This window comes from Streptomyces sp. RG80 (genome assembly GCF_040446465.1).
Lineage (GTDB): Bacteria > Actinomycetota > Actinomycetes > Streptomycetales > Streptomycetaceae > Streptomyces.
Window position 1 is genome coordinate 72,100 of record NZ_JBEAAJ010000017.1, and the last position, 18,599, is coordinate 90,698.

General features: G+C 68.5%; 14 protein-coding genes and 2 pseudogenes. 6 read left to right on the forward strand and 10 right to left on the reverse strand.

Annotated features, from left to right (window positions below):
• Positions 1-91: 91 nt before the first annotated feature.
• The 5 genes and pseudogenes from ABKA17_RS43300 (at position 92) to ABKA17_RS43320 (ending at position 8,834) form a co-directional block, all read left to right on the forward strand.
• On the forward strand, positions 92-955 hold the full coding sequence (locus tag ABKA17_RS43300) for a DUF4132 domain-containing protein (RefSeq protein WP_353697926.1): 864 nt from the start codon (positions 92-94) through the stop codon (positions 953-955).
• Entirely contained in the window at positions 952-5,934 is a 4,983-nt protein-coding gene (locus ABKA17_RS43305; protein ID WP_353697927.1) for a DNA-binding protein, read from the forward strand. The genes ABKA17_RS43300 and ABKA17_RS43305 overlap by 4 nt, the downstream gene beginning before the upstream one ends.
• Positions 5,935-5,976: 42 nt before the next feature.
• A pseudogene (locus tag ABKA17_RS43310) lies at positions 5,977-6,402 on the forward strand (hypothetical protein); the annotation flags it as partial.
• A 724-nt stretch (positions 6,403-7,126) separates the two neighbouring features.
• On the forward strand, positions 7,127-7,657 hold the full coding sequence (locus ABKA17_RS43315) for a hypothetical protein (RefSeq protein ID WP_353697928.1): 531 nt from the start codon (positions 7,127-7,129) through the stop codon (positions 7,655-7,657).
• Positions 7,658-8,192: 535 nt separating this feature from the next.
• Complete coding sequence (locus tag ABKA17_RS43320; RefSeq protein WP_353697929.1) at positions 8,193-8,834, forward strand: hypothetical protein; 642 nt, start codon at positions 8,193-8,195, stop codon at positions 8,832-8,834.
• 2 nt (positions 8,835-8,836) lie between these two features.
• Here ABKA17_RS43320 and ABKA17_RS43325 read toward each other — a convergent pair whose 3' ends face one another.
• Positions 8,837-9,592 (reverse strand): hypothetical protein, encoded by a 756-nt coding sequence (locus ABKA17_RS43325; RefSeq protein ID WP_353697930.1) that lies wholly within the window; start codon positions 9,590-9,592, stop codon positions 8,837-8,839.
• A gap of 397 nt (positions 9,593-9,989) precedes the next feature.
• Between ABKA17_RS43325 and ABKA17_RS43330 the strand changes: the two genes are divergently transcribed.
• Positions 9,990-10,559 (forward strand): SMI1/KNR4 family protein, encoded by a 570-nt coding sequence (locus ABKA17_RS43330; protein WP_353697931.1) that lies wholly within the window; start codon positions 9,990-9,992, stop codon positions 10,557-10,559.
• Positions 10,560-11,316: 757 nt separating this feature from the next.
• Here the strand turns inward: ABKA17_RS43330 and ABKA17_RS43335 are convergent.
• The 9 genes and pseudogenes from ABKA17_RS43335 to ABKA17_RS43380 all read right to left on the reverse strand — a co-directional run bounded on the left by ABKA17_RS43335 (position 11,317) and on the right by ABKA17_RS43380 (position 18,589).
• Positions 11,317-12,015 carry a hypothetical protein gene (locus ABKA17_RS43335; protein WP_353697932.1) on the reverse strand — a complete coding sequence of 233 codons (699 nt, stop codon included), beginning with the start codon at positions 12,013-12,015 and terminating at the stop codon, positions 11,317-11,319.
• Positions 12,016-12,092: 77 nt separating this feature from the next.
• Positions 12,093-12,869: a hypothetical protein gene (locus ABKA17_RS43340; protein ID WP_353697933.1), complete on the reverse strand. Its 777-nt coding sequence runs from the start codon at positions 12,867-12,869 to the stop codon at positions 12,093-12,095.
• Between the two features lie 179 nt (positions 12,870-13,048).
• The gene (gene ybiA / locus ABKA17_RS43345; RefSeq protein ID WP_353697934.1) at positions 13,049-13,540 is read right to left on the reverse strand and encodes a riboflavin biosynthesis intermediates N-glycosidase; all 492 of its coding nucleotides are present in this window, start codon (positions 13,538-13,540) and stop codon (positions 13,049-13,051) included.
• A 129-nt stretch (positions 13,541-13,669) separates the two neighbouring features.
• Positions 13,670-14,524 carry a YwqG family protein gene (locus tag ABKA17_RS43350; RefSeq protein ID WP_353697935.1) on the reverse strand — a complete coding sequence of 285 codons (855 nt, stop codon included), beginning with the start codon at positions 14,522-14,524 and terminating at the stop codon, positions 13,670-13,672.
• Positions 14,525-14,626: 102 nt separating this feature from the next.
• On the reverse strand, positions 14,627-15,169 hold the full coding sequence (locus tag ABKA17_RS43355) for a hypothetical protein (RefSeq protein WP_353697936.1): 543 nt from the start codon (positions 15,167-15,169) through the stop codon (positions 14,627-14,629).
• Between the two features lie 388 nt (positions 15,170-15,557).
• Positions 15,558-16,037 (reverse strand): HIT family protein, encoded by a 480-nt coding sequence (locus tag ABKA17_RS43360; protein WP_353697937.1) that lies wholly within the window; start codon positions 16,035-16,037, stop codon positions 15,558-15,560.
• 909 nt (positions 16,038-16,946) lie between these two features.
• Complete coding sequence (locus ABKA17_RS43370) at positions 16,947-17,639, reverse strand: hypothetical protein (protein ID WP_353697938.1); 693 nt, start codon at positions 17,637-17,639, stop codon at positions 16,947-16,949.
• Positions 17,640-17,993: 354 nt separating this feature from the next.
• Positions 17,994-18,131: pseudogene (locus ABKA17_RS43375) on the reverse strand (IS5/IS1182 family transposase); the annotation flags it as partial.
• Between the two features lie 80 nt (positions 18,132-18,211).
• The gene (locus ABKA17_RS43380; protein WP_353697939.1) at positions 18,212-18,589 is read right to left on the reverse strand and encodes a MerR family transcriptional regulator; all 378 of its coding nucleotides are present in this window, start codon (positions 18,587-18,589) and stop codon (positions 18,212-18,214) included.
• Between the last annotated feature and the right edge of the window lie 10 nt (positions 18,590-18,599).

Consider the following 18,599-nt stretch of genomic DNA (forward strand, 5'->3'; position numbering starts at 1 on the left):
CTCCTAGCGTTCCGCTCATCGTCACACCGAGTGTCGGATCCCGGCGCACGGTGTGACGATTCGAGCTCTTTTGAGGCGGAAGGCGGGGCCGGTGGGCTGGCTGGCGGCGGGCGACGCGTATGAAATCGCCCTGGTGGAAGGCCGGGTGGCGGCCAGGGCCACGTCCGGCCGGTCGGCGGGGCGGCAGTTGAAGTCGCTGCCCAAGGCGCTCAAGGACCATCCGGAGGTGGAGCGGCTGCGCCGGTTCGCCGAGTGGCTGGAACGGCACGCGGCCGCCTGCGTGGCGCAGGTGGACACATGGATGGTGTCGTCGCTGCCGGTACCCACGGAGCTGATCGCCCGCGTCTGGCCGGACGAGGCCTGGCGGTCGGTGCTGCGCGACCTGGTGGTCGTCGGCGACAACGCGGACGAGGTGGGTTTCCTAAGGGACGCCACTGAGGCCGGTGAGCTGCGCATGGTCGACCTCGATGGCGAGACCGTACGGCTGTCCCCGCAGACCGTGAGCCTTCCGCACCCGGTGCTGCTGCCGGACCTGGAGGACTTGCGCGAGTTCGCGGCCGAGGTGGGGATCGCGCAGCGCGTCGAGCAGCTCCATCGGGCGACCTGGCGCAGGCCGGCGGACCTGGATGCCAGGGTGACGGCGGTCTCGGAGTTCGCCGGAGGGCGGTTCCCGACGCGTTCCGCGCTGGCCGCGCGAGCTACCTCCCTCGGCTATCGGGTGTCCGGCGCCCGGGCCGTCTGCCGGGTGCGCGACGGGCAGCGCACCGTCGAGGCCGCGGTGTGGATCGGGGAGCCCTGGGACTACGAGGCGTCCACCGGCCCGCTGTCCTGGCACGACCCGGACGGCAGGACACTGCGGCCGACCGACGTCGGCCCGGTGGCCTGGTCGGAGGGCATGCGGATGGCGGCGGCGCTGTATGCCGGGCGCGTGATCGAAGAGGGGACGGGCGCGTGAGCGGGGGAGCGCAGGTGTCGTACGACGAACTGCTGGCGGCCGGAGCGGTGCTGCCGCGCGGCACGCGGAGTGCCGGTGAGCGCGCGGTACCGCTGACGGCACGGTCGTACACGCACCCGGGGCTGGACGACCGTGTGGTGGTGCGGCTGGTCGCCGGGGAACTGGGCGCGGCCGAGGACCAGGCGGCCGGTTACCTCGGTCTGGCACCGGCCGCGGAACCGGTCGAGGTCGGACTGGGGGCGCGGAAAGCGCTCGGCTTCCCGGCGTGGGTGCTCGTGCACCACCCCGAGGACGGGCAGCACGCGCTGGGCATCGTCGCCGAGTTGGAGAGGATCGCGCGCCAGGCGAAGACCAGGCCGAAGACCGCCCTGGACGCCTACCGGGAGACCGCCCGCCAACTGGCCGCCGCCGTACCGCACTTCCTGCCCACCTTCTACGAACAGGCCGGACGCGTCTTCCTGTCCGTGGACAACCCCACCTACGCGGCGCAGATGTTCGGCCGGGCCCGCGACGCCGAGGCCGAGTACGGGCTGATGGTCGACGAGGAGCGACTGGACGCCGTCTTCCTGGAGTTCGCCCTCGCCGGGGCGCTCACGGCGAGCGCGCTGTCGGGGTACGCCAAGGAACTGGCCGCACGGCTTCCGGCGGCCGAGGCCCTGGAGCGCTTCACCCGGTTGTGTGTACGGCGCACTGCGGGCGGACTCGTACCGTCCGCCCAACTGGCGACCGACGTGCGCAGATTGGCCCGCGCGGCCGCTGCGGCCGGTGCGGACGGCGGCGAGGTCGAGCAGGCCTATCTGGCCGACCTGCTCGTGCTGCCGGCCACGGCGAAGGCGGCGCCGGGCTGGTGGAAGAGCCACCGTGCGGCCGTCATCGCGCTGGCCCGGCGAGAGCCGGAGGTGCGCGGCACGCTGCTGAACGTCATGCCCGACTCCGGCGACCGCACCGTACTGCTGCTGTGGATGGACATCCTGGAAGAGTCCGGGGCGCTCGCGGGGCTCTGGGACGACACGCTGCCCGACGAGGAGCGGCCGCAGGACGGCACCGTCGGCTGGTTCGCCCGTTTCCTGGAGTTCCAGGCGCGGTCACAGGACTACTACGAGCCCACACAACTTCCCGCCCTGTACCGGATCACTGAACTCTCCGCTGCCCGTCTGCGCGCCGAACTCGCCGAGTCGGGAGGGGAGTTGCAGGCGGGGCACGATCTGGACCTGCTGGATCTGCTGCTCACCCTGGACGTGCCCGCCGGTGTCCACCACCGGATCGAACTACGGCGCTGGGCGAAGGGCGAGGACCGGCGCGACCTGCTCGCCTTCGCCGCCGACGAGCGGTTCCGGCCCGCCTTCCACGAAGCCGCCGACACCTTCGGCGACGACGAGGACGACCTGGACACGATCCGGGTCCTGGCCCAGTCGCCCGGCGGCCGGCCGATGCTGGCCGACTGGGTGCGCGAGGTGGCGCGCCGCTCGACCGCCACCGGGCTGCCCGACCTCCCCGAGGCGATGAGCCGGCTGAAGTGGCTCCCCGGCGAGGCCCTCAGGCTCGCCGGGGACGCGATGCGGGAGGTGGCCGCCACCGACCTCGCCCCGCTCCTCGCCCGCACGCTCAGGGCCGGGCTGATCGACGAACTCGGCTGGCCCGCCTGGGAGGAGGCGGCCCGCGACCTCGTACGCGGGCAGAACGTCGAGGATCTGTACGTCGCCGACGCGTGGCCGTATCTCATCACCGCCGGTGCCTCGCAGGTCCGCGTGATCGGTCCCGAGGGCACCGTGCTCACCCATGACCTGCGGCTGCCGGATCAGGGCACCTTCGGTCACCCCGGGTTCCACTTCGTGGACGGTGAACTGCTCGTGCACTGGCTCACCCACGACTACGGGCTGCGCGGGTACTGGCACCACAGCCCCGACCGGGTGCTGTCCCTACAGGGCACCCGTGTTGTTCGGGGCTCCCGGATTCACTGGTACCTGGAGGGTGTCGGTGTCCCCACCCTGCCCCTGCCGGGCGGCGGACGGAGCACCGGCGCCGGCGTCCTGCACCGAGGCGACACCACCGTGCCCGCCGAGGCGGGTCTGATCGGGGACGGCACCTCGTACTGGGCCTGGGGAGGGGAGTGGTTGGAGTACGACCCGGTCACCGGGCAGCTCGGCCGCCCGAGCGTGCCCGCCTTCCTCGCCGACCCCCGCGAGGACGGCTCCCGGCTGCCGGGCTTGCTGGCTCCCTACCCCTACGCCGAGGTCACTCCCGCCGGTGTGCCGGTGGACGGGCTGCTCGGCTGGCGTGCGGTGCGCCTGCCCGACGGTTCCTGGCGCGGCGAGGACCTGGCCGGCCGCCAGGTCACCGTGTCGGAGGAGCGGGACATGCCCTACGCCGCGCTGCGGTTCCCGGGTGCCGACCGGCTTGTGGCCGTCGTCGGGGACGGCTGGCGCGTCGAACTCGTCGACCCGGACGGAATCCTGAACGCCTCCGCGAGGGTGGACGGCCCTCCGGGCGACTTCGCGGCAGGCACTCCCATCCTTCCGCCACTGCGGTACTGGCACTGCCTGCGGCCCCGGGACACGCGGGGCTCCGAGGCACTGCGCCGGATCTCCGAGGAGACGGCGCGAGCACTGCTCAAGGCGCCTGAACCCAAGGCCGCCGTACGGGAGTTGCTGCCCGAGGTCACCGACGAGGTACTCCGCGCGGGTATCACTGGTGTGCTGCGGTACGCCGTGGAGCAGCAGAAGGCCCTTGAAGCGGCGGCGACGCGGCTGACCGAGGAACTCTCAGGCGTCCACGAGGAGGAGGGCCCCGCCGGACCGTCCGACCGGCTGCTGCGCGAGGCGCTCAGCGGCCTCGACGGCTCCCGTGGGAACTGGTACCACTACACGGCCGACCGGGACAACGTCTTCCGGCGGCTGCGGGTACTGCGGCGGGCGCTGCGCCCGGCCGACGTACCCGTGACGTCCGTACACGCCGCCGACGGCCTCACACGGGCATGGCTCGCGGCCGGTGACCCCGTTACGTCCGCGCTGCCGGACGGTGATTCCGCTACGGCCGCGGCGACGGCCGGTGGCCCCGTCGCACCGCCCGCAGGCGTGGCCCACGAGCCCGCCCAGGCCGTACGCCTGCTCATCGAGGGCCGTGAACTGCCCGGCGGCTACCTGGCCGAGGAACCCCTGGCCGACTTCTTCACGGCGACGGCGTTCCGGGTCGCGTCGCCCACCACCCCGTCGGAGCACCGACAGGCCCTGGTGATGCTGCTGCGTGAGTTCGATGCGCTCGGACTGAGCTCGGCCACAGGGCCCTGGCGCTTGGTCTCCCTTCACGTCGAGGCGCGTCATCTGCGCGCCCCGGACGGCGAGTGGCGCGAGGGAAGTTGGAGCGGCGTACTGCCGTTGGACGGCGGTGCGTTCCTCGCGGTGACCAAGTGCACCTCGCGCCACGAGAAGCACGGCTGCGACTTCGATGCGCTCTTCCACGACCCGTCCGGCCGTTTCGAGGCCCCCGCCCCCTTCACCGTCGAATCCACCTACATGGTCGGCGAGGACCGCCAGGCCGACTGGCTCACGGCGTTCCTCGCCGAAGTGGACGAGCGCGGACCGGCCCCATGGATCCCGGCGGCGGCTGAGGAGTTCGCCCGGCTGACCGGCGTCACCCCGACCATGGCCCGGCTGATCGTGGCCGGACTGCCGCAGGTGGACAGCGATGAACGGTCGTTCCTCGCCCCCGAGGCGCGAGCCGTGCTCCGCGTGACGGTGACGGACGCCGCTCTGGCCAAGGACGAACTGCGCAAGACCGGCTCCCCGGTCCTCAGGGCCGTCGTCGCCGCACTGCTGCCCACGGACCCGGCCCGGCTGTGGACGGACGGCCCCGACACGGCGGCCGCCGCGGAGGTCTGGAACAGCGAGGTCGGCAAGCGCAGAATCCTCCCCGAGGCACTGCTCGGTGAGGCGCAGCGCGTGCTGAACGCCGAGCACTCGACGCTGGCCGCGCTGCTCGACCCCGCCTCCGCGCCCTTGTTGAGCCGGGACTTGGAGTGGGCGGTCACCGGGGACCGGGTCAGACCGGTCGACGAGGACGCCGTCGGGTTCACCGCGGCCACCCTGATCGACTCGGTCGTCGTGGCCGCCTGGCTGGCACACCGGCTGCCCGCCGGCGACCCGATCCGCGCCGCGCTGCCCGCCGCCCTCGCCGCGATACGGGACCGCCTGGCCCACCCCGGCCTGCTGCTCGACCTCGTCCACTACGTCCACCTGCCCGACTTCCGCAAGGCGGCGGGTCAGCCCGCCGAGATCGCCACGGGATGCGAGCGGTACGGCGCGATCATCATGCCCACCCACGATGACCGACCCGCCCCCGCCCTGCACGTCGCCCTCCTCGACGCGGACGGCCAGGACCCGTACCTGCCCGCGCTGCGCCTCGCACACGACGGGGCCCTGTTCCCGGCCGAGGTGGCGCTGCGCCTCGCCCGCTCCCCGCGCTTCGCGGCCCTCCTCGCCGACCCGGGCGACCCGGTCGCGGGGGAGCGCGGCAAGGATGGCACCTGGTATCCGCAGGACCCCACCCGGTCCGTGCCGGAGCTGGTGAGCGAGGTGGCCAGTGCGTACGGCATCGGCGAGGACACCGCCGCCCTCTACTTGATGCTCCTCGCGATGCCCGACCCCACCGACCGCAACACGGCCCGCTGGACCGGCTGGAAGCCCGCGCGCCTCAAGGCCGCCCGCACCGAACTGGCCGCCACCGACCTGGTGGTGGAAGCGAGCCGCACCCGCGCCGGACGCTCGCTGTTCCTACCGGGCGCCTGGGAGGCCCTGCCGTCCCCGCGCCTGCCCCTGGAGAAGTGGAAACTGCCGCTCTACGGCGAACTGGCCGAGGTCCGCGTGGGTCAGCTCGTACCGACGGAACCGGCCCCCGACCTGTACCGCGGGGCCTGGCAGCGGGTCAGGGAGGGCGATGGGCCGCGCTTCGAGCAACTGAAGGTCAAGAGGGGCCGCCGCTGAAGACGGGGCTTCCACAGCTCCGACAGCTCCACAGCTCCAACAATGAGGGAATGCAAAGTGGTTGAGGTGCCTGTGTCCCGGCGGCCGCTGGACGGCGATCAGATCGACCGGCGGCCGGCCCGGATACGTGATCTGCTCGCGCGGTGGGACGCGTTGCGGCCGGGCGACGGTGAGGCGTGGCGCGGGGCGTTCGTGCCGTTTGCGGAGGCCGAGGCGGCCGGGTTCGAGGCCCGCAACGGGCTGCGGCTGCCGCAGAACTACCGCCGCTACCCGCTGGAGCTCGGCGATCCGGGGGACGGGCTGATGCGGTACGCCGCGCCACCGGTCCTTGGCGTCTGCCGGGAACTGGTGATCAGCGCCACCGGCTACGGCGGTGGCGTCACCCACCTGGTCGGCGAGGACGGCCGCTGTTACTCCGTCGCCGACGTCAAGCCCGGCGGCCCCGCCCGCGCCCGAGCCGCCGCCACGCTCGGCTCCAGCGGGCGTCGGTGAGGGCGACGTGGTGAAGCGCGCCCACCGGGTGGCGTCGCGGGCGACCCCGCAGCGACTACACCGCCAGAACGAGGGGTCCACAAAGGCAGGCTCGCGAGGCGTGTCCGTGTGGAAGTCGTGCTCGGACTCCGAGTCCCAGGCTTCCTCCTCCTCGCCCAGCCGCTCGACCATGTCGAAGTACCGGCTCTCGACCGGCCGCAGAGCGGCCACCGTGTCCGTCAGATCCCGCTCGGAGACGAACCGCGCCCCGTCCTCGCCGACCGACAGCACCGCGAGCCACCGCTCGTCGTCGGCGCCCCAGAGGCTGCCGCCGGTCTCGGCCCAGAACAACACCGGGTCTTCGGTTCCACTCTTTATAGCCGAAGTGGAACACATAAACCTCCGGCACTTTCTCGCGATACAACACAAGGCGGCGGTCCTGGGATTCACCGGAACAGGCGTCCTCGATTATCTTGGAGAAGAATTCCCGGGACGCGATCCCCCCTCGGTTCACAGAATCCCATTCCCGGTCCGCACGCTCACCGTTCCAGCCCCACCCGTCGAACATGCCGGCCGGGTTCGCGATCCTGCTGCTCACATCCGGTATCGGCGTGCTCAGTCACGCCTCGAAACCCTCTTGTGACATCGGTATTCGGGCAGCTACCAGAAAAGTGTCCGACACGGTTTCCCTGCCCTCCTTCTTCGCTCCCTCGGAGATCCAGTGCACATTACATACTCACCCGTCGAAGAACTCAACCTGCTCAAGGAATTCCAGGACGAGGTCGGCTACGAGAATTTCGCACGGGGATTCGGCCTGACCGAATACGGGGATATCTCCGGTCTGTCAGCCTGGTCGGAGGACCCGGAATTCACCGGCCGTCTGATCCCCTTCGCGCAGGCCACCGCTGGCGGCTCCTTCTACGCGTTGTGGCGCCTCGACGACCGGGAGGACCTGGCGAGCCTGCCCGTGGTCGTCTTCGGGGACGAGGGAGGAGAGCACGTCGTGGCGCGAGGAGTGCGGGAGCTGTTCCAACTCCTCGGCTTCGACGAGGAGATCAGCGTCGAACACGAGAAGGCCTACTTCTACCGCGACGAGGACGAAGGGCACACCGACTGCCACGACGCGTACGTGGCCTGGCTGGAGCGGCACTTCGGCCTGCCGGTGGCTCAGGACCCAGACGCAGTCCTCGCGGCGGCGCAGGCGGAGTGGGGACAGCGGTTCGCGGACTGGATCCGCCCCTTCCTCGACTGAAGCCGCCCCTGAACTCCCCTCCGAACACACGCAGGGAGGCCCCTGCGAGCTCCTGGAGTCGTCGTCCACGTCCCGCACACGCCACGCGTCCCTCAGCGCCGTGAACTCGGTCAACGCGGCGAGCGTTTCTCGACGTTCCCCGTAGTCGGGATGCTCGACCGGCGGGAAGCGGAAGGTGAAGCCCCGCCGGAGCAGTATGTCCATCACCCGGAAGTGCGTGAACGAGCAGTCGTACCGGCCCTGAACCCGGTGCAGAGCGCCGATCCAGTTCCGCACCCGCTGGTTCTCCACCGAGTGACGGGCGTCGAGGAGACGTGTGGGACTGCTCCACCACGTCCTCGACCCAATGATCCGACACGTGTGTACCTCCCGAGCCCGGGCCCCACGACCTCTTTACCGAACGGAATACGGTCTGCCGTACAAGGCACCCTCGCTCCGGACGCCCCCGCAGAAGCTTTCCCGGCAGGAAACTCAGTAGCGAATTACGTGGTTCCACCGACCCGCCGACAGCGGACCGGGTGACAGGCTTCGGTCTATGAACGAACGCACTCTTCACGACTGGGCCGAGACCGTGGCACTGTTCGAACGCCGGGCCCTGCCCGAGTCGTCGTACGAGAACCTGTACGACGAGTCCTACGACATACACACCGGCCCGCTCGTGATCCGGGGCCTGCTCGACTTGGACGAGGAGGGCTGGTCGTCCGCCACCGGTGTCGTCGTCGACGGTGACCTGACCGTCGAGGGCAACATCATCAACGTGGACGACGGTTGTCCGGCGCTCGTGGTCCTCGGCGACCTGAAGGCCGCCAACGTCTACCTCGAAGGGGATGTGAAGCTCATCGTGGCGGGCAATGTCACGGTGGATGCCTTCGTCGGGAACATGACCGACAAGCTGGTGATGATCCACGGCGATCTGAAGGCCGCCGTGACCGTCCTGTCAGCCGAGTTCAGCCCCGACCTCATCGGCGGCACCCTCCATGGCGCCGTCATCGCGCCCGGTTACCTCGACCTTGCCCAGGATGTCGACCCGGCGACCCTCCTCGTGGCCGAGGTGCTGTGCACCGACAGCGACGACGACCCCGACGACCTGCGCGGCTTCGACGCCCCGAAGGTGCACGGCGGCCGGCTGCTGCAGCGCGTGGAGGAAGGGCTCCCCATCGCCCTGGCCTCGCGCTGACGTCATCGCCGTGTCCTCATGCCGAACTCAGGGATGGCCGACCGTCCCACCCGCAGAGGCAGAGGATTGTGCAGCCTGCCTACATACCGCCGGTACGCCCGCGCCTCGGCCGAGGTGTCCTCGACGACGTCAAGACGGTCGGGGAACATCGCACTTCCCGCGTGCAGTACCGCGTTCGCCCCGAACTGGTTGCCCTGCAGGCGGCCGGTCAGCAGTCGGCCCCGGGCCCAGGGAAGTGGTTTGTTCCGGCCGGTTGTCACCGGGCCGCGGTTGACCTGGAACCAGACTTCGCGGTGGTTGCCGAACAGCACGACACTCTCGCGGAGATCGCGCACGTCGGTGTACACCTCGAAGTCCCAGTCACCAGGAGCGCCCGCCGAGGCGTAGTGCGTACGGAAGTGGTGCATGAACCGGGGCAGGTCGACGGCGGCGCCGAACGGAATCACCGCGTCGGCATAGGGCTCACCGGCGATGAAGTAGATTCTGAACTCCGCGCCGTACAGCCGTCCGTGGACCTTCTTCTTGACGCGCAGCGAGAACGTGTCGGCATCGTCATACGTCCAGTGGTCCCCGGCACGGACTCGCTGACTCAGATGCTTGAACGACAGCGTCTCCCGGTCAACCAACAGTCCAGGGATCCGCTCGACCGAGCCATGCAGCAGGTAGAGGCACATCAGGTCCACCGGTTGCGTGTCGTGCGCCATCCGCGTAAAAACGCCCCTCAGAAAAACCATCCCCTCAGTCTCATCACCAGACATGAACCACACGGTAGAAGCCACACACGCACTGCGTGTCCCTCGGTCGCTCGTCGCCGAGCACTTCCGTAGTCAATCAGCGTTTCGAGGCTCGCCGCTCCAGGGTGCGGACGGCCTTGGCGACTGACGTCAGGTGGTGGGGCTGATGCCTGCTCCGGCCCACTGGGCCGGAGCCTCAGAGGAACTCGGCAAGAAGGCGCGGGAACAGGGCCGTTGGGCCGGTGTACTCGACGGCCTCGCCAGGCTGGCTGGTGTAGCGCTTCGGGCCGGAAGGCGGTCTTGGGTGAGGGCAGGAAGCCTGCTCGGAGTACCATCCCGGCGAGGTTCTCCGGTCGGCGCTCCGCAATTCTCGTAGGGGCGCGGTCATTTGGAGGCATCCGCGTAGAGAGGGCAGATGAGAATGAGCGTGGCGGAGAGCTGGTCCCGCGTGATGAATCTCCTTCGGCAGCACGCGCCGGCCGATCACGCGGATCTGCCGGGGCCCGCTACGGAACAGATGCTCGCGGCCGCCGAGGAACGGATGGGTGTTCCCCTCCCTCAGGATCTGCGGGCGTGGCTGCTGCAGAACAGTCTTGATCTTCCTGAGGAAGATGTGGACGCCGATGTGGCATGTTGCGGCTTCGCGGGGTTCCCGGATGAAGCAAGCTTCTTTCTGGGGATACGGGCGATGGAGAAGCTCTACGCGAACCACTTCATGCCTGGTGGATTCGACCCTCCGGACCAGCCGGACAATCCGTTCTGGCGTAACGAGTGGATCCCGTTCCTGTCGGACCAGGACGGCTGGACGGGAAAGTTCATCGACGCGCGGGACGGGCGCGTCGGCAGGTGGGTCGTAGGTGAGCCCACGATCACGGGCGAGTACGGCTCGCTGGCTGACTATTTCGACTCCGTGGCGGAGATGCTGACGAAGATCGCCGATGGAAGATATTCGGTCTGTGAGGTCGCCGAAGGGCGACTCGTCTGGCTGTGAAACAAAAGACCCCTCGTCATTGGCAACTGGAGGACCGTCATCGCCGCAGCGATGGCCGTCACGCGGTTGGGGCTGACGCGGACTTTTACAGAAGACGTGCCAGGACTGCACTCTCGCGACGCTCCGTACAACTGGTGCTCGTGCCGCTGACAGAGCTTGGTTCACCGTCCGCTGGGTCGGGCTGAGGGGTGCCGACCGATATGCCGAAACTGGCGGCAATCTGCGCGAGCGTGTTGTGCCGGCGCAGGTCGTTCGCCGTCAGCGCGTGGCTGCGACGCACCGGGAGAAGGCCATCAGGCCCGATAGGTGAACCGGCCGAGGTAGTGCAGCGAGGTGCCGTGCGGGTTGGCGACCACGTTGGGGGCGAAGACGCAGATCGCAGCGTCGGCTGGCTCGGTCGACTGCACGTGTGGCAGCCACTGGTCAGCGTACGAGGCCCCTCGAAGGAGCACCTCAGGGGCAATCGGAACGAGGTGGCCGTCGTCCTGGGCATGGATGGCTTCGACACACGTCGGTCGAGCTCGGCGATCGCGGCCTCACCCATGAAAGCGGACGGCTCCGCATCCCCGTTCTCCGACCACGTCTCATCGACGTAGTCACGTATGTCTTCACACGAGGAGAACCGGCCGCGCGAGAGGAAAACGTGCACCACGTCCACTTCAGTCACCCCAGGATTGTCCCGTGACGGTCACGTTCCAGCAGTTCGTGATCCGGTATCGCAACAGCCTTTGATGGGCGACTTCAGGCCTGCGGAGAATCACTGGTCTGTCATGGGGAGTGAGGGCCGACACGCGTGCGCGGTGGACACGGCGCTCAAGTAGGCGTGGAACGCGGGGTCGAGCAGGCCCGGGGAGGGCTGGGCCGGAGGTTCGTCCTCGCCGTAGTCGGTCGCGGTGATGAAGTCGGTCTCGATGGGGGTCAGGTTCGCGATCAGGGTGTCGAGCGGGTAGGTGTCGACGAAGCGGGCTCGGGTGCGAGTGACGAGCATGATCGCCCGGGGCTCGTCGCCGGGCATCGGGAGGCCGGGGTGGATGTCGCCGCCCCAGTACATGACCGGCGCCTCGGCGCCGGGGTGCGCGAAGCGGCCCGCGCCGGCCAGCATCAGCAGGTCGGTCTGGGTGCTGGTCTCCTCGCCGTGGTAGTCGTACAGATAGGCCTCCAGCGCTTCGTCACGGTGGCGGAGCAGGCTGAAGCCCTGGGCGGCGCGGGCGGCGAACAGGTGCAGGGGGGTCTTGTCCCGGTCGGCCCGGATTGCGGCCACTGCCTGTGGGTAGTGGGCGGCGGTCTCGGTCAGGTCCCAGTTCGCGGCGGCGGCCCCATCGATGGCCCACCCCGCGTACATCGCGGACGGGTTCTCGATGATGTCGAGGCCTGGCAAGGGCGTGTGCAGCCACTCGTCGAAGCCGTCGCACGACATCGGTATCCGTGTCGCCAACATGAACGAACGAGCACCCATCAAGTGCCTCCTCGGGGCAACAGCAGCGGACCTGACCGGCATACGCCGACAACCCGGCCTGGAAACCACCCAGTTGCTCAGACGGTTGACGGCAGATGGCTGACAGTGGCCAGCAGCTGCGCCGTGTAGATGCTGCCGAGGTCGTCCCAGTCGTCATCGTTTGCAGGTTCCGGAATGGCGAGTGCATCCACTGCGGCGTCATAGTCGATTTCCTCGATGCCGCCGGTGACCCGTGTGGCGACGTCGACACGGTCGAATTGCGCCGGCCACATGAGTCGACGAGCACCCCACCGGTGTACAGGGGCGCGATCGAGTCGTGGTGGTCCGAACTGAGGAAGAACGTGCCGGGGGCAGCGGATCGACCGCAACGCCATGATGGTCCTGCCGGTCACCCCGTCGCGACACTCGATACTGCCCGCGGCCACCAGGGAATAGCTGTCTGTCGGAGCGATGAGGGACCCTGCGACGGTCAGCTTGCCCAGCACCATGACCCATGCTCCGTCCTCCAGGAGGAGGTCACCGTTGATCGTGACATCACCGTCGACGATGCGGACCTGCCTCTCGGGCACCACGATCCGGCCGGTCAGTTCGACCGAGTCTTTGCCGGGAAAGATCTCGGCCATCAGCCGAAGTCCCACCCCTTCAAGCGGCAGATGGCCCCCAGGCCATGCGTCAAAGGCATCGGCATCGGCCAGGTCCTCCGGGACGGGCCCCAGGGAGGTGTCCAGGCCATCCGCGTCGACACTGCCGACCTCGGCAGCCAGCGTTTTCCGCAACGTCCGATACGCCGTCTCCACCTGCTCGGATCGAAGCGGAAACGCTCTGGCCGGCCACATGACGACTTCGCCCGCCATTACCGCTTCCTCCTCCGGCCGACCCCGACCGATCAATCAGACATGGTCGAAATCGTATAGGCCCGCAAGCGGCGGCACGCTTTCCGCGGACGTGCTGCTGCTCAATTGCGTGGAGAGTTACGTGGTTCCACTGACTCCGACTACCGGGTGGTTACGACGGCTGCTCCACGCGGCACCGCTCATGTTCTCCGTTGTCGGCCGGGGCGGCCATCACCGTCGTCAGCTTCGGCGAGTTCGGCGCGGAGTCGGGTGCGAGTGCGCATCAGGATCTTCCCGAGCATGTTCTTGCCGGTCCCGGTCCTGCCACGACCCCAGTAATGATCGGCAGTGGTGTCCTCGACGATCTCTTCGTCACCGGTGGACAGCAGCACCTCGCAGATGTCGCCGTGAGCACGGAACTTGGCCGCCACCGCACGGCGCATCACGTCGTCCTTGACCCGCTCCCAGTCCCTCCGCAGAGGCCTGGACGCATCACGACCCAGCTCGGCCGCCCGCAATGGCGTACGAGCGCGCCGTACGAGATCGGCATGGCGGGTACCGGCAAACTTCTGCGCCTGGAAGTAGTGCTCCGAAGTTGGCCACCACACCCCGTCGAGGTCGAAGCCGTGATCGGAGAAGTTCGAGAAGCATCCGTACGGGACCTCGTCGGCGCCGTAGAAGTAGATCGTCATAAGGACCTCGAGGGAGTCACTGAAACCCCCACAGTGTCAGAGGCACTCCCGCCGCCCGCAACCAGGTTTCCTCGTCCGACCAGGCCCTCATCACACCGATCAGACCGGTGTACCCTCGCGGTCCTCGCACTAGCCCTGCACGGTGAGCCTGGCCTGGTCGAAGCGTAGGGCGGCGAGGTCCTCGGGGCGAATGAGCCAGTAGAGGGTGCCCTGTTCGCCCCACGCGGTCTTGGCGTCTTGGTCGCTGTCGAACTGGGCGAACAGGACCCAGCGTTCAGCTTCCTGGTCCAAGGGCTGATCGCCCCACGCGTGCACACCACCGAGCATCGCGTTGGCGATGTCGTACTCCACCGGTCCCTGGACGGGCACGGCGTGGCCGCCGACCTGGTGACCGATTCGGGTGCGCAGGCGGGCGAAGGCACGGCGAAACGACCTGAGTTCAGCCGGGGTCTCCCGGGGGTGAGGCCAGTGCCGGGAATCGCCGAGCAGGGACTGCCGGACCTGAGGCAGCCACAGGTCCGGGGCGCTCTGCTCCGTGTCCGCGGTCAGCTCCACCCGCGACAACGCCTCCAACTCCAGCGGCGTGGCTGCCGGGACGACGGGGATGCGCTCCGGGACGTACAACACCCGCGCCCCAGCCCGGGTTTCGGGGTCGTCAGCCGACACGAAGACGTCGTCGTCGACCTGACCGTCGAAAAAGAAGAAGAGCAGGGTCCCGTCCTTCGGGAACTGCTCGGCAAGTCCCTCGCGGGGGAGTGCGGCACAACGCACCGAGGCGACGAAGGACAGAGGCCCGCGTCCGGGCCACTCCGGCCAGCCGATCCCTGCCGGAAGTTCCGGGTCCCCACCGAGAACAGCCACGATCTGCTCGCCGTCCGCCGCCCGACGAAGGCGTATGCAAGGCCGTAGAAGCGCTGTCCAGCGCTGGGCAAGATCGCTGGGAAGGTGCTCGGCGGCAAGCCGGGAGTACTGCTCGTCAGTCATGCGGTCCATCATCTCCGCCCCCACTGACAACACGGACGACTGCCCGACGTGGCCGCCGTCGCCCCGGGAACCGGCACTGTCATGTCGCCGCCGTACCGGGTGTCACTTGCGGTCCTTGATCACAGCGAGCCGGGCAGCCCACTCGCGTTCGGCGATGGCGAGGCTGTGCTCCAGCGTCTCGACGAGCACCGTTCGACGCACCGACACCACCGTCGGCTCGTGCCGGGCCTCGGTACCCCAGGCAGGGCCGCCTCCATCGCGTACCCGACAGACGAGGTGCACCCGGTCCCCATCGGGGAACGCGAACGCCAGCACGCCATCGGTGCACTCGCCCCAATCCAGGAACCAGTACCTCCAGAGCTCCGACCCGGCCTCGGATGCCGCTCCCGTACCGGCGTCGTCGCGCATCGAGTCCTCGGCAAGGCGAAACGCCTCGAGCGGCGAGACGAAGCCCGTCGGCGGCGCAGTCGGCGTGCGAAAGCGGCTGAGCTCGTCCTTGAGCTTCTTGACCAGTAGGGGCGGATAGAACGCGTTGTCCCACGTGTTCACATGGAGTCCGCCGACGAAGATGTCGACGCACAGCAGTTGCGGATCGTGTGCAACGTGGAACTCCAAACCGAACCCGGTCCGCGACCCGAACAACACGACGCCCTCCCCGACGCTGGCGCTACGCCCGTCACGACTCAACCCTACTGATCCACTTTCGATACAAGCACCCGGCTCACGTGGGTAACGACAGGGTCAGCCCGGTAGGTCTTCATACGTGACGCGAGTGCAAATCACGGATGCGGATGGGGAGCTCACCAGGTGCTGCCTGTCGAATCAAGCATTCGGGCCTCACCTTGATCACCATCCAATATCACCCTAGTCCCACACGAGTGACAGGAAATGGTGCTGCTTTGGGATGGCAGGAATCACTGTGAACCATGGACCGGCTCTCACGAACCCGCAACCGCACCCCAGTCGCCCTGGGCATGCTGATCATCCACGGAGAAGGCCAGTGACCTCGGCGATCTCCTTCGTCGGCTCGCCGTCAGTGCGCCGAGCGCAGACGGTCCAACTCGTCCTCGATTGCCTTGCGCAGTGGGTCATGCTGCGGACCGAGTGCGAACTGATCGTCGGTCCATCTCTCACGGGGATAGAGCCACACCGGTTTGCTGACCAAGTCGGTTGGCTCCCACCCGAATCGCGGCCATACGTGCGCATGCAGGAACCCATCGGCGTTGCCCAGGATCTCCAGATTGACCCTCCGGAAGGCTGCGTCCATGCGACGGGATACTCGCTCGACTGCTTCTCCGAGAGTGTCCATGTCGGACAGAAACGACAGCCGCCTGGCCTTGGGCAGTTCCGACAGTCTCTCCACCTTCGGGTCGTCCACCAGGAGCACCGAGTAGCCCGGCAGGAACTGCACATCGCCGATCACTGCGAACCCTGCGTCCAAGCGCCGCAGCACGGCCGGGTTTTCACCTCGCAGAGCACTCCCGATCCGGTCCATTCGCCAGTCATCGACCATGACCAGAACCTATCTGATCGCGACCGCCCGCCCCTCGGTCAGCGTCTCGGAGAACCGCGCCGACCGGCACTTCGTCAGTACGGAAAAGCTCAATCAGTAGAAGAACCACGAGGCAATCACCGAAGGGGCCTGAAACGCTCCGGCATGACCGACGGTTACGATTCCCCTGGGTCGCTTCGCTTCCTGGCCGGAGCCAACTGCCATGCCCCCCGCTGTTCGCCCCGGCCCTGGACCGCCCCGACGACATCGGACCCTGCCCCAGTACATCACCATGCACCCGGGCTTCGGCTACGAGTCCGGCACCACCCGCGCCCTGCTCACCGGACGCGGGCTGCACGGTCAGATCGCGCACACGCGGGAAGGCGCCCTTCAGAGGTGGCACGTGGAGCACCCACGTCTGGCAGAACGCCTTCCACGCCTCATGAACGCTGGGACACCGCCGTCAGCGCGTTCTTCGACCTCGCCGACACCATCATCACTGTCCGCAGCACGATGTGCCGCGCATGGACGACTTACCGTTGGGACAATCGCCCGCACCGCCGCCGGTGGAAACGCACTCGCGCCCGTAGGCTGCCCAAGGTTGGCTTCTGCCCGGCACGCACTCCGGGTGCTGAGCCGTGACCTGACCAGCAGCGGGCAAACAAACATCGCCATTTCCCGGTCGAGCCCCACCATGAGTCGGCCATCTGCGGCGATGGCCACCGCCTCAACCCGCGCGGGGAACACCAACTCCGATCCATTTGCTGTCCGATGATCAGATCCCACACCCGCACGGTCATATCGTCGCTGCCAGAGGAGGCGACGAGTCGACCTCAGAGGGTGCGCGGCAGGTCGGTGCCTGAGCCGAGGGTCCTTGCGCCTCGTAGTACCGCCTCTGTGGCGGCGGACCCCACGGCCCCTTGGGAGGTGCTACTTCCGGTCGTCGTCGAAGAGTTCCGCTGTGGCCTGCGGCAGGTCGATGATGTCAGTCAAGGTCCACAGACCGTCGCCTGCCTGGGGATTGCCTCCGTGCGGGGCCTTGGAGTGCTGCGCGGCCAGTGCCACCACTTGATGGGCGGGATCGGGCAGGAAGGTCAGGCCCACGACCCCGAAGCGGGCCTGGCCTCCTGCTCGGGCCGCCGGTCGGTCTGCCAGCTGTTCCATGGTGGGCGGCTGGGCGAAGGAGCCGGCGTAGAACTCGATTACCGGGAACTCGTTCGCGTCGTGCAGCTCGTGGACGAAGGCGGCGTGGAAGCGGTCGCCGAGTTGGATGGTGACGACGTCGCCGGGGCGTAGGAAGGTGACCGTTCGGGGAATTCGTGGCCGGCGCGTCAGCGGTGTCGGCGCCGACTGCAGCAATGCCTTGATCGCCGGAGACTGCTCTTCGAATGCCACGGACAGGACGACCTGACGGTTGAGCTCGTCGACCGAGGCCAGGGCCCTCGCGGTGACGGCACCGTCGTGGAACCCGTACTCGTGCAGCAGAGTGGCCAGCGCCACCCGCCCGACGTGCTTGGCCGCCGCCGTCGCGTCAGCGGCGTCGAGCAGGCAACGCCAACGGGTGAGGAGCGGCGCCACCACTGCCTGCTCGACCTCGGCATGCGACCGGCCACGGTACGACATCTGGTGGGCGGTTCACCGGGCCACCTCCTCGTTCATCGCCTGGACGATTCCCCGGGCCGCGAGCTTGTCCAGGATGTGCTGGTGCTTCACTCCCAAAGCATGGCAGGCCGCATTGGTGCAGAGATTGGGTACCCCTCGGTCAGTGCGATCAGTTCGCTTCGCCTGCCGTATCGAGCCGGAGGGCTGGCCACTCCGTAGCGTCCGCCGCCTTTGAGGAGGTCGAAGGCGTGGCTCCGGTGTTCCGCGAAGAGCCGGAGAGCGCGCTCGGAGTGACTCCAGGACATCGGCCAGTTCTCGGTGTTCAACTTCGATCTGCTGGGCGTAGTCGTTCTCGCCGAGGCCCAGGCGTATCAAGCAAGGTGGCAGAGCGCGCCATGCGGAACTGCCGGCCGGCACGTAGCCGGACGCCGCGAACAGCGTCTCGTCAGGCGTGTCCTGTGTCCCGCCGCCCTGCGGACGCGCCTTCGACGGCGGGATCAGCGGCGTCGCGATCTCCTACAGGCCGTCCCGAACTATCCAACTCCACGTACCCCGGCCCATGAACGGACCAGCGTCCGCCTCACCGACCGCGCCTACGGGTGGGTGTCCGTGATCGCGATGACCTCGTCGAGGCGGTCCAGGGCACCCTGCAAGTCGTCGACCCTGGCCTTGATGCGGTCCCGCTCGGCGCGCAGCATGGCTCGTTGCTGTGCGTCGGTGTGCCCGGAGTCCCAGCACGGAAGGAGTTCCGTGATCCTTCGGCTGGTCAGGCCGGCGGCGAACATCTGCTGGAAGAAGCGCACCAGGGTGACGGCGTCCTGCCGGTAGAGGCGCTGGCCGGATGGGCTGCGCTCCGCGATGAGCAGCCCCTGCTGCTCGTAGTAGCGCACGGCGCGTACCGAGACGCCGGCCCCACGCGCGACCTCGCCGATACGGATGAGCCGCTCGGCGCCGGCCTCTGTGACGGTCATGGTGATTCTC